This window comes from Tenacibaculum sp. MAR_2010_89 (genome assembly GCF_900105985.1).
Lineage (GTDB): Bacteria > Bacteroidota > Bacteroidia > Flavobacteriales > Flavobacteriaceae > Polaribacter > Polaribacter halocynthiae.
On the sequence record NZ_FNUB01000005.1, the window covers coordinates 1079846 to 1102316 of the forward strand.

Annotated in this window: 24 protein-coding genes; 10 read left to right on the plus strand and 14 right to left on the minus strand. The window is 28.8% G+C overall.

Annotation, left to right across the window (positions count from 1 at the left end; all coding sequences use genetic code 11):
* Window positions 1-143: 143 nt before the first annotated feature.
* Together BLV71_RS08315 and BLV71_RS08320 are read right to left on the minus strand one after the other, a co-directional pair.
* Window positions 144-2471, minus strand: a complete 2328-nt coding sequence (locus BLV71_RS08315) for a TonB-dependent receptor (protein ID WP_093870099.1) — start codon at window positions 2469-2471, stop codon at window positions 144-146.
* A gap of 5 nt (window positions 2472-2476) precedes the next feature.
* Window positions 2477-3016, minus strand: a complete 540-nt coding sequence (locus BLV71_RS08320) for an ankyrin repeat domain-containing protein (protein WP_093870100.1) — start codon at window positions 3014-3016, stop codon at window positions 2477-2479.
* A 210-nt stretch (window positions 3017-3226) separates the two neighbouring features.
* On the opposite strand from BLV71_RS08320, the gene BLV71_RS08325 reads away from it, so the two are divergent.
* Genes BLV71_RS08325 through BLV71_RS08340 form a run of 4 tightly spaced genes read left to right on the plus strand, consistent with a single transcriptional unit; the run spans window position 3227 to window position 5929 of the window.
* Window positions 3227-4300, plus strand: coding sequence for a sensor histidine kinase (locus BLV71_RS08325; protein ID WP_255405138.1), 1074 nt, complete (start codon window positions 3227-3229; stop codon window positions 4298-4300).
* Between the two features lie 3 nt (window positions 4301-4303).
* Entirely contained in the window at window positions 4304-5011 is a 708-nt protein-coding gene (locus tag BLV71_RS08330; protein ID WP_093870101.1) for a LytR/AlgR family response regulator transcription factor, read from the plus strand.
* Window positions 5012-5042: 31 nt separating this feature from the next.
* On the plus strand, window positions 5043-5444 hold the full coding sequence (locus BLV71_RS08335) for a GlcG/HbpS family heme-binding protein (protein ID WP_093870102.1): 402 nt from the start codon (window positions 5043-5045) through the stop codon (window positions 5442-5444).
* A 14-nt stretch (window positions 5445-5458) separates the two neighbouring features.
* Window positions 5459-5929, plus strand: a complete 471-nt coding sequence (locus BLV71_RS08340; protein WP_093870103.1) for a regulatory protein RecX — start codon at window positions 5459-5461, stop codon at window positions 5927-5929.
* On the opposite strand, the gene BLV71_RS08345 is transcribed toward BLV71_RS08340, so the two are convergent.
* From BLV71_RS08345 to BLV71_RS08355, 3 genes are all read right to left on the minus strand, one after another.
* Window positions 5922-6443, minus strand: coding sequence for a nuclear transport factor 2 family protein (locus tag BLV71_RS08345; protein ID WP_093870104.1), 522 nt, complete (start codon window positions 6441-6443; stop codon window positions 5922-5924). The two genes, BLV71_RS08340 and BLV71_RS08345, sit on opposite strands and share 8 nt — an antisense overlap.
* A gap of 134 nt (window positions 6444-6577) precedes the next feature.
* Window positions 6578-10087 carry a T9SS type A sorting domain-containing protein gene (locus BLV71_RS08350; RefSeq protein ID WP_093870105.1) on the minus strand — a complete coding sequence of 1170 codons (3510 nt, stop codon included), beginning with the start codon at window positions 10085-10087 and terminating at the stop codon, window positions 6578-6580.
* 100 nt (window positions 10088-10187) lie between these two features.
* Window positions 10188-10733, minus strand: coding sequence for a hypothetical protein (locus BLV71_RS08355; RefSeq protein ID WP_093870106.1), 546 nt, complete (start codon window positions 10731-10733; stop codon window positions 10188-10190).
* A 144-nt stretch (window positions 10734-10877) separates the two neighbouring features.
* Here BLV71_RS08355 and BLV71_RS08360 point away from each other — a divergent pair, with 144 nt between their 5' ends.
* From BLV71_RS08360 to BLV71_RS08370, 3 genes are all read left to right on the plus strand, one after another.
* Window positions 10878-11837 carry an NAD-dependent epimerase/dehydratase family protein gene (locus tag BLV71_RS08360; protein ID WP_093870107.1) on the plus strand — a complete coding sequence of 320 codons (960 nt, stop codon included), beginning with the start codon at window positions 10878-10880 and terminating at the stop codon, window positions 11835-11837.
* A gap of 75 nt (window positions 11838-11912) precedes the next feature.
* Window positions 11913-12503, plus strand: coding sequence for a thioredoxin family protein (locus BLV71_RS08365; protein ID WP_093870108.1), 591 nt, complete (start codon window positions 11913-11915; stop codon window positions 12501-12503).
* A 91-nt stretch (window positions 12504-12594) separates the two neighbouring features.
* Window positions 12595-13074, plus strand: coding sequence for an ABC transporter ATPase (locus BLV71_RS08370; RefSeq protein ID WP_093870109.1), 480 nt, complete (start codon window positions 12595-12597; stop codon window positions 13072-13074).
* A 63-nt stretch (window positions 13075-13137) separates the two neighbouring features.
* On the opposite strand, the gene BLV71_RS08375 is transcribed toward BLV71_RS08370, so the two are convergent.
* The 9 genes from BLV71_RS08375 to BLV71_RS08415 form a co-directional block, all read right to left on the minus strand.
* Complete coding sequence (locus tag BLV71_RS08375) at window positions 13138-13671, minus strand: hypothetical protein (protein ID WP_093870110.1); 534 nt, start codon at window positions 13669-13671, stop codon at window positions 13138-13140.
* Between the two features lie 228 nt (window positions 13672-13899).
* A complete protein-coding gene (truB, locus tag BLV71_RS08380) occupies window positions 13900-14589 on the minus strand; it encodes a tRNA pseudouridine(55) synthase TruB (RefSeq protein ID WP_093870111.1) in 690 nt (229 codons plus the stop codon).
* A complete protein-coding gene (locus BLV71_RS08385) occupies window positions 14590-15384 on the minus strand; it encodes an undecaprenyl-diphosphate phosphatase (RefSeq protein ID WP_093870112.1) in 795 nt (264 codons plus the stop codon).
* Window positions 15385-15386: 2 nt separating this feature from the next.
* Window positions 15387-15629: a DUF3098 domain-containing protein gene (locus tag BLV71_RS08390; RefSeq protein ID WP_093870113.1), complete on the minus strand. Its 243-nt coding sequence runs from the start codon at window positions 15627-15629 to the stop codon at window positions 15387-15389.
* Between the two features lie 62 nt (window positions 15630-15691).
* Window positions 15692-16570 (minus strand): cell division protein FtsX, encoded by an 879-nt coding sequence (locus tag BLV71_RS08395; protein WP_093870114.1) that lies wholly within the window; start codon window positions 16568-16570, stop codon window positions 15692-15694.
* Between the two features lie 122 nt (window positions 16571-16692).
* Complete coding sequence (gene mce / locus BLV71_RS08400) at window positions 16693-17106, minus strand: methylmalonyl-CoA epimerase (protein WP_093870115.1); 414 nt, start codon at window positions 17104-17106, stop codon at window positions 16693-16695.
* A 29-nt stretch (window positions 17107-17135) separates the two neighbouring features.
* The gene (locus BLV71_RS08405; RefSeq protein ID WP_093870116.1) at window positions 17136-17681 is read right to left on the minus strand and encodes a hypothetical protein; all 546 of its coding nucleotides are present in this window, start codon (window positions 17679-17681) and stop codon (window positions 17136-17138) included.
* Between the two features lie 2 nt (window positions 17682-17683).
* Window positions 17684-18355 carry a hypothetical protein gene (locus BLV71_RS08410; RefSeq protein WP_093870117.1) on the minus strand — a complete coding sequence of 224 codons (672 nt, stop codon included), beginning with the start codon at window positions 18353-18355 and terminating at the stop codon, window positions 17684-17686.
* 115 nt (window positions 18356-18470) lie between these two features.
* Entirely contained in the window at window positions 18471-19091 is a 621-nt protein-coding gene (locus tag BLV71_RS08415) for a DUF2589 domain-containing protein (protein WP_093870118.1), read from the minus strand.
* A 435-nt stretch (window positions 19092-19526) separates the two neighbouring features.
* Between BLV71_RS08415 and BLV71_RS08420 the strand changes: the two genes are divergently transcribed.
* From BLV71_RS08420 to BLV71_RS08435, 3 genes are all read left to right on the plus strand, one after another.
* On the plus strand, window positions 19527-20168 hold the full coding sequence (locus tag BLV71_RS08420; protein ID WP_093870119.1) for a hypothetical protein: 642 nt from the start codon (window positions 19527-19529) through the stop codon (window positions 20166-20168).
* A gap of 224 nt (window positions 20169-20392) precedes the next feature.
* Entirely contained in the window at window positions 20393-21067 is a 675-nt protein-coding gene (locus BLV71_RS08425; protein ID WP_093870120.1) for a hypothetical protein, read from the plus strand.
* Window positions 21068-21698: 631 nt separating this feature from the next.
* Window positions 21699-22451: a sensor histidine kinase gene (locus tag BLV71_RS08435; RefSeq protein ID WP_093870122.1), complete on the plus strand. Its 753-nt coding sequence runs from the start codon at window positions 21699-21701 to the stop codon at window positions 22449-22451.
* Window positions 22452-22471 lie beyond the last annotated feature (20 nt).

A 22471-nucleotide genomic window follows, 5' to 3' on the forward strand; every position in this document is an offset into this window, starting at 1 on the left:
TTAAAGCTGAATTATTGCTTTTTATAAAGTGTGTCATTCATTGGATATCTATGGAACGTATAATCTTTTAAGAAATATAGAATATTAAAAAACCAGTAAAAAAGGAATTTCTTACTGGTTTTTATAGGTTATAATATAAAGTGTTAATCAGGCAAACGATCTCTAACTTTTTTTGATCGGTTAAAGCGATAAGTAAACGTTATTGAAGTAAATCTACCAATTGGACGATTGTATGTATTTGTTGTGTAATTTTCTCCTGTTATTAATTGTTTGCTAACTCTTGAGTCTAAAATATTATTCATATTTAGAGTAACAGTAGCTTTATCTTCTAAAAAATCTTTGCTAATCCCTATGTTTGCTCTGTATTGAGCTTCAGTAAATATTTGACCACTTTGTCTTTCTCCTCTATAGTTAAAGCTTGACTGGATGGTAAGTTTTGAAAATCTCATTCTTGAGTTTAAACGAGTAGACCATGTATTATCGTTTACTGTGTAAATCCCTCTTTGATCAAAAGAATAATAGTTAAATTCACTAGATAAACGCCACCATTTGTTAGGAGAATATCGTAAAGCTAATTCAGCTCCAAATCTATTTTCAGTTCCTGAGTTTATAGGTTTGGAAATTAATGCTCCTGTCGTATTTGGAATTATTAAGGTTTCAAAAACATTTGTTGTACGTTGATAATAAATAGAAGGATTAAAGGTGAATTTATTCCAACGTTTTAATACACCTAACTCAAAAGAGTTTGTGTACATAGGATTTAAATCGGGATTACCAACACGAATATTTCGCCTATCTGAAATTCCTCCAAAAGGGTTTAAATGCCAGAAACTAGGACGTCTTATTCTTCTACTATAACTTAGTTGCATGTTTGCTCTCTTATTAAAGTTATAGGTTAAATGTGCTGTTGGAAATAAGTCAGTATAACTTTTTGCAGTTTTAAATTTGTTTTTCCTGTCTGTACTTCCAGTATTAGCATATTCTGCTCGTAGTCCAACTAGGTATTGTAGTTTGTTTTTTCTGTTACCATATTGTATGTATGCTCCGTAAATACGTTCGTTGTATTTTAATAAGTTATCTAAGCTATCTATTAGTGTAGCGTTGTCCCATACTTTATAGTTGCTATCAATGTTCCTGATTTCTCCTTTTATTCCCATTTCAATATGTGTTTTTTTTGAAATAGGTAATTTAAAGTCAGATTGAAATAAAAAATCTTTACTGCTTTCTATATCTCTACTTTTTAATAAATTTATTGCTGAGGTTGTAGGAAATGTTTGTTGCTCTTCAACTAATTCGTTTTCGTCATCATTCCAAAAATCATATTGAAAATTTACAGTTAATTTTTGACCTTTTTTGGCAAATGTTTTTACATAGTTTAATTCAATTTGATTCGCTTTTTGAGGTTCTTTATATGTTTCTTTAGAGGTAAGAACATTGTCTATTTGTTTTAAGTTGTTTAAAAAATTAAAAGTATAATCTACACTGTTTTTACTGGTGTTATTTCTATAGTAGTAGCTTAGGGTTAGGGTGTTTTGATCATTTATGTAGTAATCACTCCCAAAATAAAGATTAAACGTACTGCGGGATCTATTCATGTCTGTTGTTCTATTAGAAAATGAACTAATAGTGTTATTGGTAAAATTAGTTCTGTTTAAGTAACCATTACCATTAAACGACATGTAACGATATGAAATATTTGAAAATAGATTAAATTTTTCTTTTTTATAGTTCATATTGTAATTAATACTATGATTGTCTGGCGCTCCTGTGGTGAATTGGAGTGAGCTACCAAAGTCATTGTTTTTATTTTTCTTTAAAATAATATTAATGATTCCTCCGGTTCCTTCAGCATCGTATTTGGCTGATGGATTCGTAATAACTTCTACCTTTTGGATGGTTTCTGAGGGAATAGATTCCAAGCCGTTGTTGCTTGTTAAAACAGAAGGTTTTCCATTAATTAAAATACGTACATTAGAGTTTCCTCTTAGGCTTACTGCACCTTCAATATCTACATTAACAGAAGGAACATTGTTTAAAATGTCGTTTACTGACCCTCCTTTTGAAATTAAATCTTTACCAACGTTAAAAACACGCTTATCTAACTTGTATTCGGTAGTTGATTTTTCTGCAATGACTTCTACTTCATCTAAGGCTTGCGCATTTTCTTCTAAATGAATAGTAACCATTTTTTTGTTCTTTGTAAGTGAGAGACTATTTATGGAATAGTTTTTAAATCCTATAAACTCAACTATTACGTTATAAACACCTTTTTTGACTTTTACAGAATAGTTCCCTTTTTGATCAGTTGATTCACCGGTTATAATTTGATTTGTAGCAGGGTTTTTAAAAATAATTGTTGCGAATTCTAATGGTTGATTTGTGCTCTTTTCAACAACCTTTCCAGTAACTGTTACCTGTGCTGAAAGTGAAATTACAAAGAATAAAATAAATATTGATAGTAAATTTTTCATGTTTTTTATTTAATGTATTTTTTTAATAAGGTTATCATAGCTTCATTTTTTGTTGAAATTGCATGGTACATTGGGTATTCGTCACCAGGAGAATTCAGCATAGGATCTGCGCCGTTTTTTAATAAAATTTCAGCAATTTTATAATGATTATTTCTAACAGCAGCAATTAAAGCAGTGCCATCACCATTTACTTGTTTATTAATTTTTGCTCCTTTTTTAATAAGGTAACTAACGAAATTTAAATGCCCATTTGCTGAAGTAGCAATTAAAGGAGTTTCGTCTCCAGATGAATGGTATTCAGTTGAAGCGTTATAAGAAATTAAAAGTTTACCAATAGTTAAGTCTCCTTTTCGAGCTGCTGAGACTAATGGAGATCTAGGTTCACCTAAGCCTCTGAAACTACAATTTGGATTTGTAGTTTTTAATAATGTACGAACTTGCGTTATGTTTCTTTTATTTACTGCATCTAGTAGTTTCTTACAATTGTCTTGAGAGTAGCTTGATAAAGTAAAAGAACTAATAATAATTAATAATAACCTTTTCATCTTTTTAGAATATTTGTTTTGTTAAACAAAAATGAGATGTATTTGAGGATATTATATAGAGAATAGACAAATGAGTATTAAAAGTCGACGTTTGGTATTTTTTTAATTAAATAATTAGTTTAGGAGGAAAAAGAATACAATTAGGAGTAAAAAAAGCTAGTTTGTCGATTAGTACTAATAATTGATTATGCTATTTATATATTTACAAGTATGATTACAATAACAACTATTATTAATTTTTTTCAGAAGAAGAGAGCATTACAGCATCTTCTATTTTGGTTTGCTTTTTTTATTTTAGATTTCCCTAAAGATTCTATTAAACATAATCAAGAGTTTACTTTTATAGGAACAACAGTGATGTCCTTATGTCATATGATTCCACAAATATTGACTTCTTATTTTTTAGCATATTATGTAATCCCAAAGTTTTTGTTGAAGAAAAAATATGTAAAAACAATTATATTGTTTTTGTTGGGATCTTATTTGTTAGCTGCATTTAATCGGTTTTTAGTGGTGCATGTTGGTGAAATATTAGTAAGAAAAGGTTTTTTTACACAAGAGCCAATCTTGGAAATACTATCCGATTGGAAAAAACTTCTTTTTTACTACATACCAAGTATGTATCTAATCACATTAATATTTCTTTCAGTCAAATACTTTATGGATTATAAAAAAGTAACGGAAAAAGGATTGGTGTTAGAGAAAGAAAAAACTAAAAGTGAGTTGGAAACTTTAAAAGCACAATTGAATCCGCATTTTTTATTCAATACGTTGAATAATATTTATACACTTTCTTTAGAGAACTCTCCAAAAACACCAACATCGATTGGTAAGCTTTCAGAGATTTTAGATCATATACTATATAGGTGTAATGGTAAATTTGTGACACTTTCTAGTGAAATACAACTGATGAAGAATTATATAGAATTAGAAAAATTAAGATATGATGATAGATTGCAAATTTCTTTTATTACAGAAATTGAAAATGATATAGAAATCCCTCCATTAATTTTATTGTCGTTAGTAGAAAATGCTTTTAAACATGGAGCTGGAGAAGATAGCGGGTCGCCAAAAATTAATATTCATATATCAAATAATGAAGAAGGGTTTCTTTTTAAGATTTCAAACTCTGTGTCAAAAGATTATCAATCTAAAAGCAAAGAGAGCATTGGTCTTACGAATATTAGAAAGCAACTTAATTTAATTTACCAAAAAAAATATAGTTTGGAAATAGATTATTCTAACTATAATTTTACAGTAATGTTAAATATTAATGAAAGTTAGTTTATGAAAATAAAATGTTTGTTAGTTGATGATGAACCATTAGCTATTAAGTTGATAGAAAATCATATTTCAAAAATTGATTCTTTACAGGTTGTGGCTACTTGCAATAATGCTATAAAAGCATTTGAAATTTTAAGTACTCAGGAAATAGATTTATTGTTTTTGGATATAAAAATGCCTAATATTACTGGAATTGATTTTTTGAAAACTATAAAAAACCCTCCGAAAACAATTTTCACAACAGCATATAGAGATTATGCTATTGAGAGTTACGATTTAGATGTGGTTGATTATTTATTAAAACCTATAACATTTGAGCGTTTCTTCAAATCTATTGATAAATTTCTTAGAGCGAATTCTTTAATTGTACCTGAAAAAAAAGAAGTTTTACAAGATGAATTTATCCTTGTTAAATCAGGGAATAAGCATCATAAAATTAAAATTGATCAAATTTTATTTATAGAAAGTTTGAAAGATTATATTAAAATTCATACGGTTAATGATAAACGAATTGTTTCTAAATACAAAATAGGTGAAATAGAAGAAGAATTAGCAAATAAAAATTTTTTACGGGTACATCGTTCCTATGTCATAAATACAAATAAAATTTCAGCTTTTACAATTAATGATATAGAAGTGAATTCAGTTGAAATTCCTATTGGGGCTAGTTATAAAGATAAGGTTATTACTTTTTTAAAGAATATAGTTTAATACATTTGTAGTTGAAAAATTAATATCCATTATGAATATCACATTACTTGAAGCTGAAAATGTAATTAGCAGGGCGAAAATTAAAGCAAATCAATTAAATGTATATATGAATATAGCAGTTGTTGATGCGGGAGCAAATTTATTGACTTTTGCTAGAATGGATGGAGCTGTACTAGGAGCTATAGATATCGCTATTAAAAAGGCTAAAACAGCTCGTTTATTTAATAAAGAAACAGGAGTGTTGGGTGAGTTGTCACAACCTAATGGACCCTTATTTAATATTGAACATTCAAATGGTGGATTAATTACATTTCCAGGAGGAATTCCAATAAAAAATGCAGATGGTGATATTATAGGGGCTATTGGGGTTAGTGGAAGTTCAATAGAAAATGATTTTCTTGTAGCAGAATATGCAGTTACATTATTACAGTAAGTTTATTAGAAAATATGAGTAAAAAAGTATTTACTGTTGATGAAATTAAGAGGAAAATTGAATTTTATTGTGTATACCAAGATCGATGTCATAAAGATGTAGAAAAAAAATTAAGAGACTATAATTTAATTCCTGAAGCAAGAGAGTATGTTTTATTACATCTTTTGGAACACAATTTTTTAAATGAAGAACGATTTTCAAAAAGTTTTGCTAGAGGGAAGTTTAGAATAAAAAAGTGGGGTAAGCAACGAATAGTTCGTGAATTAAAACAAAGAGAGATATCGTCTTATAATATCAAAACGGCTTTAAAAGAGATTGATGAACAAGACTATATAGCTACTTTATACAGTTTAATAGAAAAGAAAAATAACTTTTTAAGCGAAACAAACTTATTTAAGAAAAAAAAGAAGATTATAGATCACCTATTATACAAAGGTTTTGAAACTAATTTAATTTTTGAAGCAGTAAATGAAGTCGTTATTTGAATTTAGATAAGAATAGGGAGTCTTGTACTTTTTTGATGTCAATTACTTTTCTTATATCGTTGTTAGGAATCTCTACAGATAAAACATAGTGTTTAATTTTCCATTCGTTATTTTTATTTTTTTCTAGTACTCCTGAGCCTCTACAGGTTCCCATCCATGTATTCAGTAATTCATCAAACCAAACAATTTCGTTGTTATTACTAGTGTAAATATTTCTTTCAAGAGGTTTAAAATCCCAAGCTTTTCCTTTGTCAAAATAAGGTTTACAAAAGTTACTGAATTCTTTTTTAGTCCAATTTTCTGAAGCATCAGTTCCAATATAAATAGAAGTATTCGCCAGACTATTAAAATAATTTTCATAATTAGCTTCTGCAGCAGCATTGTGCCAATTGTTTAATAACAGATTAACTTCTGTTTTTATTTCCTTAATACTAATTTTTTGGGCTTCTTTTTTTTCATTACATGCAGTAAAAATAAATACGCTTAAAGAAAATAGTAATAGAAAATTTTTCATCTTGATTATAGAATTTGTTCTTATAAAACCAAAACTACTAAAAAATAATTGAATTTGTAATTACTTGTTTTTAATTATAAAAACAAAAAACCGAAGCATATAGCTTCGGTTTTGAATCAAAAAAAAATATTTTATTATTTTAAAATAAGCTTTTTAGTAGCCGATTTACCATTCATTTGCATTTTTAGTAAATATATACCACTTGAATAGTTACTCATGTCTAAACGATGATTACTATCTTTAATATTCTTTTTAGAAAATACTTGTTTACCAGTAATATCAAAAACACCAACATTCATAGTCTCTCCTTCTGATTTCCATTTTAAATTAAAAATACTTTCAGATGGATTTGGTGAAATTGAAATGTTATTTAGTAAAGTAACATCACCACTAGATAATGTTCCTTCAATTACTAAATCGTCAATTACAGCACCTTCACCATTCGTATTATCATCAGCTTTAAATACAAAACGGATTATAAAACTGTTTTCTGTTGAAAAAGCAGATAAATCATAGCTATACTGATGAGCAGTAGCGTTAGTTCCTCCTAGGGTGTTACTTTCAGTACCAGCACCAGTCCATTGCTTTCCAGGTAATTTTGATCTATTTGTAGAATCAGTTGTTGCTGAACTATTATACCAGTTTGCATCTGAAGCTGTACCTAAAATTTTCCAGTTTTTACCATTGTCAGTAGTGTACTCAACATTCATGTAATCCCAATCTTTTTCAATATCAAAAGCCATTTTGAATTTCAAGTTAGGATTTGTGATTTGAGTTATGTCATAACAACCTGTATAAAGATATCCAGTTGTTTTATCAGGGTAGTTTCCAGTTGCTTTTGTAAAGTAAGCTTTAGATCCTGAAGGTACTTTCAATTGTGTTTTACCAGCAGAACCAATCTCCCACATTGCACTCGAGGTGGTTTCTACCAATAATTCATCACTACTATTTTCAAAAGAATTTAAAGTAGTAGGAGTGCTATTAAAATTATTTAATAAAAATGTAGTGCTTTGTTTGTTATTACTAGCATAAGCATCATTGGTAATAATTGTTTCAACAGCTAAAGAATGATTACCGCTTGCTACATTAAAAGTAGGTATTGTAATTTTTTTAGTTGCTTCAGAAGGAATACTACCAGTCCAGTTGTAAGTACTTTCAACTCCCCCGTCAATACTATATTTAACAGTTACAGCTGTTATTTCATTTTTCCCTTGGTTTTTAACTGTAACTTCAGGAGCCAAACCAGCTTCACAGTTAAGTTTGTTTGATACTGGGCTGTCTATAGATAATAAACGTACGTCATTATTAGGTAGTTTCTTTGGGATTGGTGTAGAAAATATACCTCTACCAAAAGTAGCAGCATACAATATAGCTTCTTCTTCATTTATTTCTAAATCTCTAATTTGAGTGTTAGGTAACTTATTGTCAAATGTTTTCCATTCTGTAATGTCATCATTAATATAATACACGCCTAAATTTGTTCCTAGATAAACAGTATTATTCCCACTTCTAGTATGATGTTTAATAATATTTTTACCTTCAGAAGGCAAATTTCCTAATATTTTTGTAAATGTAGGAGCATTATTTTTTGCGTTTGTAGATTTGTATACATTTTGGCTAGTTACAAGCCAAACAGTATCTGAATCGGTATTACTTACTTCTATAGAGTTTACACTTTCATTAAATGCAGCAATTATTGAAAATGTTACACCAGCATCAGTACTTTTATGAATTTTTGAAACACCAAAGCTATTTCTTCCAAATGCATATATAGTATTATCATCGTTTGGGTCAATTTCTAGGCCAACGATATCGCCTTCAAAATTATGATTTGATAATTTGATCCATTTTCTGTTAGAAGGATTAGTTTCATCTAGTTTATATACTTGACTATATCCAGCATAGATACTCCCTTTACTGTCAGAAACCAAAGGAGTGATCCATTTACCTCCAGTATCACCAGTAGCAACATTTCTTTCGTCGCTTGGTGATATTAGAGAAGAGGTTCCATTTGATGAAATATTATCAGATATGAATAAGTAATATCCATTCTGCATGAAACCATAGTGTTTTTTATAATCATTTACACTTATAATACCTTCCATTCCATCCCCTCCGTGGTAGTTATACCATTTTTCACTATTATAACCAAAACCGCCATTGTCTTGTGTACCACCAGCTATTATGTCTTTCTTTGTTTGTGAAATTGAAATTTTGTAAAATTGACTGATAGCGATATTTTTTGTTAAATCGGTATAAGTTACCCCATTGTCTTCAGACATATATATTCCTCCATCTGTACCTGCAAATAATTTATTTCCAAAAAAGCGTAAAAAATGAATGTCTGCATGAGTATAGCTTTTTTCATATTTATCCCAATTATTTGTTTTGAAAAAATTATCACCTCCATTTACTGATTGCCATATGTTTAGAACACCTACATAAAGTCTATCAGCATTGGTAGGAGATACAGTGAATGCTAGATCAAACCATGCTTGGTTACTTTCAAAAATGTTATTATTTTCATTTGTTTTAGTGAAAGTTTCACCACTATCTGTTGATTTGTAAATACCATTAAATTTTCGGTTTTCACTTCTTGTAGCTGCACTTATAACATACAAGTAATTTGAGTTTGCAGCTGTTACATCCATAGTCATTCTAGAAGAATTACTTTCATCTTTATCAGTAGTCAAAAGATTATCTGTTGTTATTCCAGGTATGTTTTTTTCAACAAAAGTATCACCTCCATCAGTAGATTTAAAAAAACGATCTTTGGTTAAAGCATACCAAGTGTTAGCATCCCCAGGTTTCATTTTTATGTCTAAGATATTTCCAGAAAGTTTAGTGCTCCAAGTTGTTCCTGCATCTGTAGTTTTTTGAACACCAGTACTTGTAGCAACTAATAGAGTATTAGATGCATTAGGCATAAAATAAATCTCATTCATAGAGTTTGGATTACCTGGAATTGCTCCTGTATTGTTCCATGTTATCCCTCCATCAGTTGATTTCCATACACCAACTGCATAAGAATGATTGGCATCATCATCACCAGTTGCAATATAAATTGTTTTTGAATCGGTAGGGTGAATAGCAATACCTGAAACACCAATTTGTGGTAAATAATCAGTTAAAGGAGTCCAATTAACCCCAGCATCAGTAGATTTCCATATTCCACCAGCAGGAGATCCAATATAATAGGTATTTGAATTACTAGGGTCAACAGCTATTGCATTAATACGTCCTTGACCAATTTGTTCAAAATTAGGAGCCAAGCCAGATGTATTTGAACTAGTAAAAGGACCAAGAGCTTTCCAATCTCCATTATTTTTTATATTTTGTTTACTTAATTGTTTTTTTTGTTCCCAAGCGTTCCATAAATCTTTTGCTGGAGCTATAGTTCCGTCAGGTTTTAAGTAATGAGACCAGTGATATTCCCATCGTTTAAAAGGTTTTAATCCACTACCTTTTTTATCTCGGTCAATGGTTTTAAAATAAGTTTCTGCAGCCTTAGAAACATCTTCTAAGGTGATTTTTTTCTTCTGCTTTAATTCACTTGATTCAGACCATGGAGCATTTTGCTGGATCTGTCCATAAAAAGGAAATGTTAAAGAGAAAAATAATAAAAGGGTAATTGTATTTTTCATTCTAAAAATTGTAAAAGAGTTATATTTTTATTCCATTTTAACTAAATTGGCATTTAGTAGTCACAATATTAACATATTTAACACCATAAACCCTACTAATTTAGCGTATTTTTTTGAATACTTCATCAATTTTAACAGAGTTGTTAAATTTGTCTTTTTTATAAATTGCAATTATTTTAGAGTTAAGACTGTTAAATGATGAAAAAATATTTTCTATTTGTTTGTTCACTTGTTGTGAGGAAATTGCAGGAATATACGTCATGTCAGCTAATCTTAAAACTTCATTTTCAAAAACATTAATGCGTGCATTGAAAGCAGGTGTTTTAAGTGTTTTTATAATATTACTATCTTTCGCTTTCTTTGTTAAGTTTTTTAATTCTAAAGCGTTGTTCAAAGCTTCTCTAGGAGTTGTTTTTTCATATTGATTAAGAAATTCAGCTAAATCAGAGTATTCTTTCCACTTTTTTAATTTGATTAGAAAAACGCTATCTAAGTTATTATAGGTATAACTATTTGTAATATTCATTCCACTTTTTGTTATAGTAGTTTTTTTTGTCTCTTTTTTAGACTGAGAACAACTTAAAACTATAATTAATACAAATAGTTTTAAAAAACGAAGAGCTGGAAGTTTCTTTAAATTTATCATGATGTAAAATTACAGATTTATTAGTTAAAGTCAAATTGATGTTTTTTGATAGAAAAATTATTAATTCTTAAAAAACAATATTTTTATTTTATGAAATCTGAAATTTGTTACTTTTGTATGTTTATATTTTTGAATTATTAATAAATGGAAGATACAATACTAATTATAGGTGCTTGTGGTCAAATAGGTACTGAGTTAACTGAAAGGTTAAGAGAGGTTTATGGGGGTAAAAATATAATAGCTTCTGATATTAGAGAAGGGAATGATGAAATGATGGCTGCTGGCCCTTTTGAAATAGTTGATGCGACCAATAAAGAACAAATTTTAGAAGTAATTGAAAAGTACAATGTAAATCAAGTATACCTAATGGCAGCAATGTTATCAGCTACTGCTGAAAAGTATCCTTTAAAAGGTTGGGATTTAAATATGACTTCACTATTAGCTGTCTTAGAATTAGCTAAAGATAAATATATTGAGAAAGTTTATTGGCCTAGTTCAATGGCTGTATTTGGCAATACTTCTCCTAAAATGAATACTCCTCAACAAACTGTAATGGAGCCATCAACAGTTTATGGTATTAGTAAGGTTGCTGGTGAACATTGGTGTAATTATTATCATAATAAATATGGAGTTGATGTTCGTAGCATAAGATATCCAGGAATCATAAGTTGGAAAACATTACCTGGTGGAGGTACTACAGATTATGCTGTTGATATCTACTTTGAAGCATTAAAGAATAAAAACTTTGAATGTTTTTTAAGTGAAAATACTAGGTTGCCAATGATGTACATGAAAGATGCTATTGACGCTACAATACAAATTATGCAAGCTAATTCTGATCAAATTAAAATAAGAACCTCCTATAATTTGGGGGCAATTAGTTTTACTCCAAAAGAGATTGCTAATGAGATAAAAAAATATGTTCCAGATTTTTCTATTTCTTATAAGCCTGATTTTCGACAAGACATCGCTGATACATGGCCTCAAATAATTGATGATTCACAGGCTAGAAAGGATTGGGGTTGGAAGCATGAATTTGATTTAGCTTCTATGACTAATGATATTATTTCGAATCTGAAAAAAAGTAAAGAATACTCGTTGTAAGCTTTCTAAAAAGTTGCGTCTAAAATTGAGTGAATACAACTAAATAGTTTAGTGTTTTAGTTAAAAATATTTAAGATGAAAGAAATTATTGAAAAGAGCTTAAGTAAAGCAATGTCTTACGATGATTATAAGGTGTTGGTTGATAAACTGATTAAAGAAGGAAAATCAACTGGAGAAAATCAATCTGAAGATCTTTTAAATTATAGTGTTTTAAATGATAAACGAATGAAGCGTTTAGATAAAACGTTGCATGTTTCTTCTGAGTCTATTGAGAACGTAAAAAAAATTAAGGATAAACAAACGTGGTTGGTATTAACTGAAGGATGGTGTGGTGACGCAGCTCAAAATTTACCAATGATAAATAAAATAGCGAAAGAAAACTCAAATATAAACTTACAATTAGTTCTTAGAGATGAGAATTTAGATTTGATGGATAGCTTTTTGACAAATGGAGGGCGTTCAATTCCGAAATTAATAGTTTTAGATGATAAGAAAAATGTGGTTGGTACATGGGGACCTCGACCAAGTGAGGCAACTGCTATGGTGAAAACTTATAAAGAAAAAAATGGAAAATTAGATGCAGAATTCAAAAAAGATTTGCAAATTTGGTACAATAAAAATAAGGGTAGAAATACCGAGGATGATTTGGTATCATTATTGAGCTAATCAAATTAAAATTAAAAGTTTAAAATCCGTTTAACCATTATGGCTAAACGGATTTTTGTTTTGGTATCTTTGCAGCTTAAAAGAAAGTAATATGTTGATAGATTGTGATTTATTATCTAATGAAGCAAAGGTTTGGGTATATCCATCAAGTAGAAAATTTTATCCTCAAGAAATTGAAGGAATAAAAAAAGAATTAGAAGATTTTACAAATGAATGGAAGTTAGAAGACGAAAACTTTAAAGCATCATATAAATTAATTTACAATAGGTTCATTGTTTTCTATGCTGCTGAAGATGTAGAGTTAAAAAATGAAGATATTGATAAACAAGTAGCTTTTATTCTTGGGTTACAAGAAAAATATAGTGTTGAGTTACTAGATAAAATGAATGTATGCTTTAAGCAAGGGGAATTTGTTCAGTATAAAGATTTGAAAGATTTTAAAAAGATGCTAAAGCAAAAATCAGTATCTCCTAAAACCATAGTTTTTGATAATTTAATTCAAACAAAAGGAGAATTAGAAAACCACTGGGAAGTACCAATAACAGAAAGTTGGTATAATAGGTTCTTGTAATTTTTTATAACTAATATAAAAAAAAGAGGTAGATTAACTAATCTACCTCTTTTTTGATGGCTTCTAATTAAAAGAGAAACCAAAACCAATAGAAACACTATCGAGATTACCGTTTTTAAAACCAGCTATTTTTTTTCTATGAAAATCTAATCGTAAGAGTCCGTTCCATCTATTGTTACTTATTGAAAGCATTCCTAATCCTACTTTGTAATAGTTACCATTTGAGAATTTTTTCGATAACCTAAACATTTGTCCATAACTAGTTTCTATAAAATAAGCATCGCTTGAATTTCTAATGAAATTATATCGTAAGCTAGCAAATGCTGGAATAGAGTTAATGGTATAGCTAAAATGATGATCATATCCAACATTTATACTTGAAGCCCAACGTTTGTTAAATTGATACCCGAATCCTGTTCTTAATAAAATAGATTTAGGAACTATAAAAGGACCGTTTCCTTCTTCGTTTATTTTATACTGTTGATTTATACCAAAAGTTGTGCTTAATGATCCTGTAAAAAAAGGATGCGCTTTATCATTTTGAGAGAATGAAGAAGTTGTTAATGTTATTAGGCTGATAAGTAGTAGTTTTTTCATGTTGAATTAATTTTCGAGTAATTACTCAAAAATTATTCCATAGTTTTTGTAACAGAAAATATATTTTAAACGACTAATTATAAAAAAAAGAAATGGAAGGAGAAGGTAGCATGCAGGCCATGAATACTATTATACGTAATAATATTAAGTTACTAGCAAGAAATCGCTATAAATTTTTCTATGCAATAGTGTTATTAAAATTAAGATATCAGAAATTAAAGGAGTATATTAATTTTCTATAGAAGAGATAAACCCATCAATACTTAAAGCTTTATTTACAGAGAAATCACCAATTTTGGTTCTCCTTAAAGCAGATAAGTGAGCGCCAGAATTAATAGCTAAACCAAAATCATAAGCTAAAGAGCGAATATAAGTTCCTTTACTACAAACAACTCTAAAATCAACTTTAGGTAAATTGATATTCGTAATCTCAAATTCAACGATTTCAATCTCACGTGATTTTATTTCAGTCGTTTCACCTGCTCGTGCTAATTCATATAAACGTTTTCCTTCTTTTTTTATAGCTGAAAAAATAGGTGGTTTTTGCTGAATTTTACCAATGAATTTTTTGGTTTTACTGTGTAATATATCTTCTGTAATATGGTCAATAGGAAATGTTTTGTCTATTTCTGTTTCTAGATCATAACTAGGAGTAGTCGCTCCAATTGTGAAAGTACCCGTGTATTCTTTGATTTGACCTTGGTAAGTTTCAATATTTTTAGTTTGTTTACCAGTACATAAAATTAGTAATCCAGTAGCTAAAGGATCTAAAGTTCCAGCATGCCCAACTTTTATTTTTTTTATGTTATACTGTTTGCGAATATGCCAGCGAATTTTATTTACTACTTGAAATGAAGTCCACTCTAAAGGTTTATCAATTAATAAAACCTGTCCGTTTTTGAAATCTTCTGCTGTCATTTAAAAAAATAAAGAATAACTAATAGCTAATAATCCTACAATAGCACAATATAAAGAAAAGTATGATAATTTACTTTTTTTAACTAATGAAATCATCCATTTACAAGCAAGTAAACCAGAAACAAAAGCGGCTATAAATCCTGCTGTAAGCGGAAGTGCTTCAGAACTTTGGAAGTTAATGTCACCACTTAAAAGATCTTTAGCTACTTTTCCAAAAATTAAAGGAACAACCATTAAAAATGAAAAACGAGCAGCTTTGGTACGATCAACTCCTAATAAAACAGAAGTAGAAATTGTTGCTCCTGAACGAGATATACCAGGTAGCATTGCAATTGCTTGAGAAATACCAATAATTATTGAATTTGAAAAGGATACGTTTTTAGTAGTGTTTTTAGCTTTGTCAGCAAGTAACAGTAGTGCGGCGGTTACTAAAAGCATGCAGCCTACTAATAATATCTTTCCTCCAAAAAAACTTTCTAACTGTTCTTCAAACAATAATCCTATAATAACTGCAGGAATCATAGAAAGTACAATTTTTAAAGAGAATTTAGTTTGTTCATTCCACTTAAACTGAAATAAACCTTGAAAAATTTCTAAAACTTCTTTTCTAAAAATAACAAGAGTACTTAAAGCTGTAGCAGCATGTAACACTACAGTAAAAGTTAAACTTTCTTCTGGTACAGATGTATCTCCAAAAATTGCTTTGGCTAACTCTAAATGTCCACTTGATGATACAGGTAAAAATTCTGTTAACCCTTGAATAATTCCAAGAATTATTGCTTCTAATAAATCCATACTTATTTTTTAGGGTTGGCAAAAATAGCATAAATTTCTATACCAAGACCAATAATAACTAAGGTAGGCGCTAAACGAATTCTACGCCAACTATAAATATCAGGATTAAAAACTTTAGGATCGTCGCTACCGCCACCTGCCATTAATATAAATCCAAGTGCAATAACAGCTATTCCAATAAGCATAATAACATAATTACGTTTACCAAATAAAAATTGTTGTTTTGAGTTGTTTTCGTTTTTCATTACTGTAAATTTTAGTGTGTGATTGAAAGAATAAACTTTAAATCAATCACTCTGTATATAATTTAATAATACAAGTCGTTAGTTTGTAAATTTAAGAATCGTTGAGTAGCAAAAAATGTACTAATCCATGTGATAAAAAAGGCAATGAATAGCACACCACCAGTAACATAACATAACGAAACATAATCTTTAATTAATTCAAGTGTTGGTATATAGCTATCTACATAGTAAATTACTATTGATAAACCAAGAAATGCAATAAAAGCACCTAGTAATCCAAGTTTAATACTTTGCCAAATAAAAGGTTTTCTAATAAAACGTTTAGTTGCACCGACCATTTGCATAGTTTTTATATTAAAACGTTTTGAATATATAGATAATCTAATAGAACTATTTATTAAAATAATGGCAACTAGTCCAAAAAAACCACTTAAAACTAGTAGCCAAAAACTCATGCGTTTAATGTTTTTGGTTAATAACTTAACTAACGGCTTATCGTAGTTTACTTCAGCTACAAAGCTGTTTTTTTTATATTTTTTTTCAAGTTCTAGCATTTTTTCAGGAGTAACATAAGTAGCATTTAAATAAATATCTATCCCGTTTTTTAATGGGTTGTCACCTAAAAACTTTAAGAAATCTTCACCTAAATCTCTTTTATATGATTTGGCAGCTTCTGCTTTACTTATGTATGCTAAATTTTTTGTGTAAGCTTCTTTTTGTATAGCAGTTTTAAATTTATCTAACTGTTTTTTAGAAACATCATCCTTTAAAAATAAAGTCATCACAACTTTTTCTTTAAAGTGATTAGCAACTTTCGTTGATTTTAGTAAAACTAAACCAAGAACACCAATCATAAAAAGAACCAAAGCAATACTTACAACCACCGAAACGTAAGAAGATTGTAAGCGACGTTTTTGAAAAGAATCAAAAGATGTATTCATTTTAATAAGTCAGTTTATAAACCCTGCAAGATACTAAATACTAGTCAATGCTCAATAAGGAATTATTATTTAATGATTATTATAATTAACGTTTAATAACTCGGTTATTGCATTATAATTATTTACACATTAGAGTTTTTAATTTCTTGGCAAAGTTCAATTAATACCCCGTTCGTTGTTTTTGGGTGTAAAAAAGTAACTAGTTTATTATCAGCTCCTTTTTTAGGAACTTTATTTAAAACAGTAAAGCCTTCTTTCTCTAATCGATTAATTTCTTGTTCAATATCATCAACGGCAAAAGCAATATGATGAACACCTTCTCCTTTTTTTTCTATAAATTTAGCAATAGGACTATCTTCTTTTGTAGCTTCTAGTAGTTCTATTTTGTTAGGTCCAGATTTGAAAAATGAAGTTTTAACCCCCTCACTAGCTACTTCTTCAACTTTATAATGAGGTTCACCAAATAAAGAAGCAAATAGTTGATTTGACTTTTCTAAATCTTTAACGGCAATACCAATATGTTCTATTTTATTCATAGGATAAAAATAAAAAATATAGTTTGATATTATAGGTTTTCTAAATCTATTTTTTCAGCCATAATTATAATCACATCCGACCTGCTAATTAGCGATAATATTTGAGCAGTAATGCCTTTTAATTGTTCGTGATTAGAGCAAAAGTTCCATACTTCGTTTAAAAAAATAGTAAAGTTTTCATTTGTGTCGTATTTAAATTCTTTTGTTTGGTATATTACACCTAATAATTGATTAATTAAAGTTGAAGCGTTTTCTAGTTTTGTAGAATAAGCAGAAAATGTTTCCCACAAATCTTGTTGAGCTTGTGTTAATATTGTTGCTGCAAGATGTGCATATTCTTTTTTTTTGTTCCCATTAGTACCTGGAATAAAAGCTGTTAGCTCACCTCTTTTTACTGAAAATTTAGATGACTCGGGTAAGTTAAGTTCTTGAAGCATTTTTTCGGTATTAAGTAACCAGTCGTTTATACTTCTAATGCTTTGCGAGCTTTTTTTCTCTAACTGATTTACTAAGTTGTGAATTTCTGAAAGTTGCTTTTTTATATTTGAAGTTATTTTTGTTATAGATTTCCTCATGGCTATTCAGGTAGTAATTTAGATTCTTTCTCTCCATTTTCATTCTCTGAAGTATACCATTCCATACTTTCTTCGTTTAATGTCATTTTAATTTGAACAATATTTTCGGGTTTAATTTCATTCAATTTATGAGCCTCTACAATAACTTTTGTATTCTGTTTTACTAACTGTCTGTTTTTTATAGAAGGTTTAAGATCTGTGGTCAATTTGTTTACCAAAGAAGTATAGTCTAGTTTTTCTTTTGAAACTGAAACAAATTTTTCAGCAACTCTTTCTGAAAATTGTTTTAGTGAAAGATCTTTGTTTTCGGTAGATTTTATATTTCTTTCAAGTTCATCGGTTTCTTTTGCAATAACCGAACGTAGGCTTATAGATGTTTTTCTATCAAAAGAAGTGGCTTTTGAAGCGTCTTTTAAAATGGTATAAGTTTTAGAATTAAATCCAATATTATCTATAGGTTGATATTCTTTTTCATAACTATTTTCTAATTCACCAATAGCTACAGGAATTGTAAGTTCAATGTTTTTAGCTTTAAAACGAGGAATTGAAAAATGTTTTAATAAATCGTGTTTTGCAAATTTTTCTGCAATTTCTAAAGATTTTAAATCCGACATTAATCGGGCTTCTGAAATGCTAGTGGCTATACCTCCAAGGTATTCATTTAAATTGACCATAATATAAGTTTTTAAAAAGAGGCTATCTAAAAAATGGTCATTACGAATGAAATGAAGATTTTTCGGAATGGCGTTAAAAATAATTTTTTAGATAGTTTCTCTTTATTTGTTAGTGTTAAGCAACTGCAGCTATACTGTCTTCAAGCATGTCTAAGATTCTACTTAAACCTTCAGGTAATTCATCATTCACAGCTTTTACTTTTACTCCTAAGTTGTAAGTTTTATCAACTTTTACTCCTTGTGAAGTATTACGCTTATAAGAAGCAGAAGCTTTAAAATTCACTATTTTATAGTTAATACCTAGTTCTGCACTAGCAGCAAATTCAGAAGAAACATTTCTAGTTTCTGTTGAGCTTAACCTAGCATTAAAATCAATATTAACTTCATCAATTCGTATAGAAGGAATTGTTAACATTGTTAAAAAAGGCACTTTAATTTCTACTTCGTTATCTAAAAAGTTATTAGTAGTGTTTGTAGAAGGAGGTAGGCCTTCATCTGTTAATTCTTGGGCAGTTTTACCTACATGTGGATTAGGAACTGATTTTTTGTATTTAAAATCTACATAACGTAATTGGTCAACTGTGTTAGGATCATTGTCATTTTCAAAACCAACTTCTTTAATGAAGTTTACAGTAGCCATTGAGGCAGCTGTTTGTGCTTGAATTGCAGCTTGTAAAGGCCCACCAACATACACGTTAAAATCTAAACTATTCAATTCTGGAACTAAATTTGGCATAATATTTATTTTTTACCTACTCTATTTATTATTAGGCTTTTCGGTTATCGCCTTTTAGTCTTTCGAAATAACTGATGGCAAAATTCAATTAAATTAAAAGTGTATTTGTAAGTAAAACAACTATAAAGAGTATGTGATAACCCGTTTGTTTTTTAAGGTGTTTTCTCCTGAATAAAGAGTTTATTAATTGTGTGAAAAGATATGAGGTTTGTTTATGGAGTTTTTTAATGTGTTCAAGAAATATTTTTTGTAGAAAAAATATAGTATATTTGATGTTAAGGATTGGCTATGAATTTCCTGCAGATTTTTAATGTTAACATATATTACAATTACACCTTATTCAATTGAAGGTGTATATGATTTTGTTGTATGTGTTATTCTGTATGAAAAAAGTAGTTACCTAAAAATAATTGCAAACTTTTTAAAACAAATTTTATGAAAAACAAATTTTTAGTAGTAGCAATGTTGGCTACCACGATTTTTACATCTTGTAATCAAGATAAATTGGAAGAGGCTCCACTAAATAAGGAAACAAAAATATCTCGACCTTACAATATGTTAATGTATAAAGATATAGTTGCTATGTTGGAGCATTATGACAAAACAAGAAAGCCATTGTTAGAGAATGGGTTAGGGTTTGAGGATACTAGAATGAATTATTATTCAATAGAGACAATTGAGAATTATTTGGTTTATGTAAAAACATTAGCAAAGGAAAAGAACATAAAAATTACTGGAATTAATTTTATATCGGCAGCCTACCCATACAAAACTAAGCACGGAACTCCAAATTATCAAACTAACATGTTTATGCCAACAACCGAAATTAGAGGTGAAAACGTTTGTTTTGATCCAGTATATTCAACTAAAGATAAGATAGTGACCATGAAAGAAATGTTAGCAAAATATGGTTATAATTGGGTGTATGATACTAAGAGAGATTATGATAATCGTAATGTAGTTCTTAAAGAAGTAAAAGACAACCTTAAAAATAGAGAAACTATAGAAGATCAAATGAGTAGTGCTGGTAATTTAAGTCATAAAAAACCTCCATATCCAGATGAGGATAGTAATTAAAATATGAAAAAAGCTAACAAATTTATTTGTTAGCTTTTTTGTTTTTTGGTAATTGAACAACAGTAAAATACTTGAAAAGAACATAGGTTATTAGCTTTTAGGTTTAGGGTGTTTTACCTGATTGTTTTATGTAAAAGCTTGATTTACTTAGGTGCTTGTAAAAATGATTTGCTTTTCAAAAGAACAAGAGTGTATATTTGACTAGAATTAAAACCAAACGTATTATGAATAAAAAGAATATATTTCAGAAAATAATTGGAATATTCAGAAGCATCTTTTGTAAAGAATGTACCTATGAAGAGTGTATTGAAAATGCAAATGAAAATGGTGTTTTTTGTTATAAGGATGAAGGTAGAACAAAAGAGATGTTGAGCTACTCAGAAATTATTGAAATGCTAAAAAGTTATGATACGACAAGAATAGAGCCTATTGAAAGAGTACTTGGGTATGAAGATTCTCGAGTTACAACTTTTGATTTTTTACAGTTTAAAAAATATCTAGGACATATAGAAAACTTGAGTAGAAAAGTGAAAATTGAAATTACAGGAATTAGTTTCATTGCAACTGTAAAACCAAAGCATGAAGGAAAAGAAAAGGGATATGGTAGTTTAATTTATATGCCATCTACAACTATTAGAGGTAAACAAGTTTTATTTGATCCGGTTCAAAGTGCTAAACGTGGTGAATTAGTAACGTTTAAAGAAATGTTAGTTAAGCATGGGTATAATTGGATTTATGATTCAGAGGGGGATTATAAAGAAGGGAAAAGAAAAGACTATAATTATAATTTACCATCAATAAAGAAAGAAACAGTTGCTTTTAGTATGAGAAACGGAGATGATATGGAAGAAATAAGCGGTGTAGGAAATAGAGGCTTACCACAACCGCCTTATAAATAAAATGAGACTTAAGAATGGTTTTTTTCTATACAGGATATATTTTGTCAGCAGTTAGCTTTGTTATGTTTTTAGTAAAATTCAAAACGACTTTTACGGGTCAAAAAACTAATTTGTTTTTAATTTATCTTTTTTGTCTGTTTTTTGTAGAGACATTGGCTCTTTTGCTTTCAAGTTTCCAATTTAATAATTTCTTTTATAATGTATTGATTCTTTTAGAGTTTAATATATTGTTATTTTTATATAAAAATATTTCTGAGGATAGGCTTACAAATAAGGTAATTAAGTTAGGCGTAGTTTTGTATAATGTAGTGTATTTTTGTAGTAGTTTTTTTTATGGAATTTCAATATTTAAAACTAAATTAAATACTATAGCTCCAGTTTTTGGTTCTTTATTCATAGCTGTTACCTTACTTTTATTTCTAAGAGAAATGTTATTGTCAGAGGATATAGTAAATTATAAAAAAAATATTTTTTTTTGGATATCAACAGGCTTACTGCTTTATTATTTAGGAACACTTCCTTTAACAGCTATATTTAATTTTATGAAAGAAGGGAGTAATTTTTTTGAGTTATATAGAATTCAACATGTTTTAACTATAATAATGCATAGTTGTTTTATAATTGGTTTATTATGGAGTTGGAACAAGAGCAAGTTATAGTTTTAATATCAACAGTATTAGTTGTTTTTGGAGTGTTGTTTCTGATAATACTATTTACAGTTTTCCAGCGTAGAAAAAATAAATTATTACAAGAAAGAAATAGTATTAAAAAACAGTTTGAAAGAGAAATTGCAGAAACACAAATAGAAATACGAGAAGAGACTTTACGTAATATTAGTTGGGAGTTGCATGATAATATTGGGCAACTTTTAACTTTAGCAAAAATACAATTACAGTATGCATCACCTGATAATATGGGTGAAATAACAGAAACAATAACGAAAAGTTTAACGGAAATTAGAGCGCTTTCAAAATCTATAAACCCTGAATTTATAAATAATATAAAATTTATTGATGCCTTACAATTAGAAATTGAACGTTTTAATAGGTTAAATTATATAAATGCTAGATTAACTATTTTAGGTGAAACAAAAGAGATAAATCAAAAGCATGGAATTATAATTTTTAGGGTGTTACAAGAATTTTTCTCTAACACTATTAAGCATTCTAAAGCTACTAGTTTAGATGTGGTTTTAGAATATAGAAACAATGTTTTAGATATTGTAGCTAAAGATAATGGAGTAGGGTTTGAGGTAGAGAAAGTTACCTTAAAAGGTATTGGTTTACAAAATATAAAAGCAAGAATAAAATTGATAAAAGCCAAAGCAACTTTAAAATCTGAGCCTAAAAAAGGTACAACTTTAACAATTAATTACTATTTTTAAGCTTTCCCCAATATCTAAGC

What these genes read in the sequence shown, in the direction of transcription:
- BLV71_RS08315 (WP_093870099.1), bottom strand. Translation starts at nt 2,471, where the DNA reads ATGAAAAATTTACTATCAATATTTATTTTATTCTTTGTAATTTCACTT.
- BLV71_RS08320 (WP_093870100.1), bottom strand. Translation starts at nt 3,016, where the DNA reads ATGAAAAGGTTATTATTAATTATTATTAGTTCTTTTACTTTATCAAGC.
- BLV71_RS08325 (WP_255405138.1), top strand. Translation starts at nt 3,227, where the DNA reads ATGATTACAATAACAACTATTATTAATTTTTTTCAGAAGAAGAGAGCA.
- BLV71_RS08330 (WP_093870101.1), top strand. Translation starts at nt 4,304, where the DNA reads ATGAAAATAAAATGTTTGTTAGTTGATGATGAACCATTAGCTATTAAG.
- BLV71_RS08335 (WP_093870102.1), top strand. Translation starts at nt 5,043, where the DNA reads ATGAATATCACATTACTTGAAGCTGAAAATGTAATTAGCAGGGCGAAA.
- BLV71_RS08340 (WP_093870103.1), top strand. Translation starts at nt 5,459, where the DNA reads ATGAGTAAAAAAGTATTTACTGTTGATGAAATTAAGAGGAAAATTGAA.
- BLV71_RS08345 (WP_093870104.1), bottom strand. Translation starts at nt 6,443, where the DNA reads ATGAAAAATTTTCTATTACTATTTTCTTTAAGCGTATTTATTTTTACT.
- BLV71_RS08350 (WP_093870105.1), bottom strand. Translation starts at nt 10,087, where the DNA reads ATGAAAAATACAATTACCCTTTTATTATTTTTCTCTTTAACATTTCCT.
- BLV71_RS08355 (WP_093870106.1), bottom strand. Translation starts at nt 10,733, where the DNA reads ATGATAAATTTAAAGAAACTTCCAGCTCTTCGTTTTTTAAAACTATTT.
- BLV71_RS08360 (WP_093870107.1), top strand. Translation starts at nt 10,878, where the DNA reads ATGGAAGATACAATACTAATTATAGGTGCTTGTGGTCAAATAGGTACT.
- BLV71_RS08365 (WP_093870108.1), top strand. Translation starts at nt 11,913, where the DNA reads ATGAAAGAAATTATTGAAAAGAGCTTAAGTAAAGCAATGTCTTACGAT.
- BLV71_RS08370 (WP_093870109.1), top strand. Translation starts at nt 12,595, where the DNA reads ATGTTGATAGATTGTGATTTATTATCTAATGAAGCAAAGGTTTGGGTA.
- BLV71_RS08375 (WP_093870110.1), bottom strand. Translation starts at nt 13,671, where the DNA reads ATGAAAAAACTACTACTTATCAGCCTAATAACATTAACAACTTCTTCA.
- truB (WP_093870111.1), bottom strand. Translation starts at nt 14,589, where the DNA reads ATGACAGCAGAAGATTTCAAAAACGGACAGGTTTTATTAATTGATAAA.
- BLV71_RS08385 (WP_093870112.1), bottom strand. Translation starts at nt 15,384, where the DNA reads ATGGATTTATTAGAAGCAATAATTCTTGGAATTATTCAAGGGTTAACA.
- BLV71_RS08390 (WP_093870113.1), bottom strand. Translation starts at nt 15,629, where the DNA reads ATGAAAAACGAAAACAACTCAAAACAACAATTTTTATTTGGTAAACGT.
- BLV71_RS08395 (WP_093870114.1), bottom strand. Translation starts at nt 16,570, where the DNA reads ATGAATACATCTTTTGATTCTTTTCAAAAACGTCGCTTACAATCTTCT.
- mce (WP_093870115.1), bottom strand. Translation starts at nt 17,106, where the DNA reads ATGAATAAAATAGAACATATTGGTATTGCCGTTAAAGATTTAGAAAAG.
- BLV71_RS08405 (WP_093870116.1), bottom strand. Translation starts at nt 17,681, where the DNA reads ATGAGGAAATCTATAACAAAAATAACTTCAAATATAAAAAAGCAACTT.
- BLV71_RS08410 (WP_093870117.1), bottom strand. Translation starts at nt 18,355, where the DNA reads ATGGTCAATTTAAATGAATACCTTGGAGGTATAGCCACTAGCATTTCA.
- BLV71_RS08415 (WP_093870118.1), bottom strand. Translation starts at nt 19,091, where the DNA reads ATGCCAAATTTAGTTCCAGAATTGAATAGTTTAGATTTTAACGTGTAT.
- BLV71_RS08420 (WP_093870119.1), top strand. Translation starts at nt 19,527, where the DNA reads ATGAAAAACAAATTTTTAGTAGTAGCAATGTTGGCTACCACGATTTTT.
- BLV71_RS08425 (WP_093870120.1), top strand. Translation starts at nt 20,393, where the DNA reads ATGAATAAAAAGAATATATTTCAGAAAATAATTGGAATATTCAGAAGC.
- BLV71_RS08435 (WP_093870122.1), top strand. Translation starts at nt 21,699, where the DNA reads ATGGAGTTGGAACAAGAGCAAGTTATAGTTTTAATATCAACAGTATTA.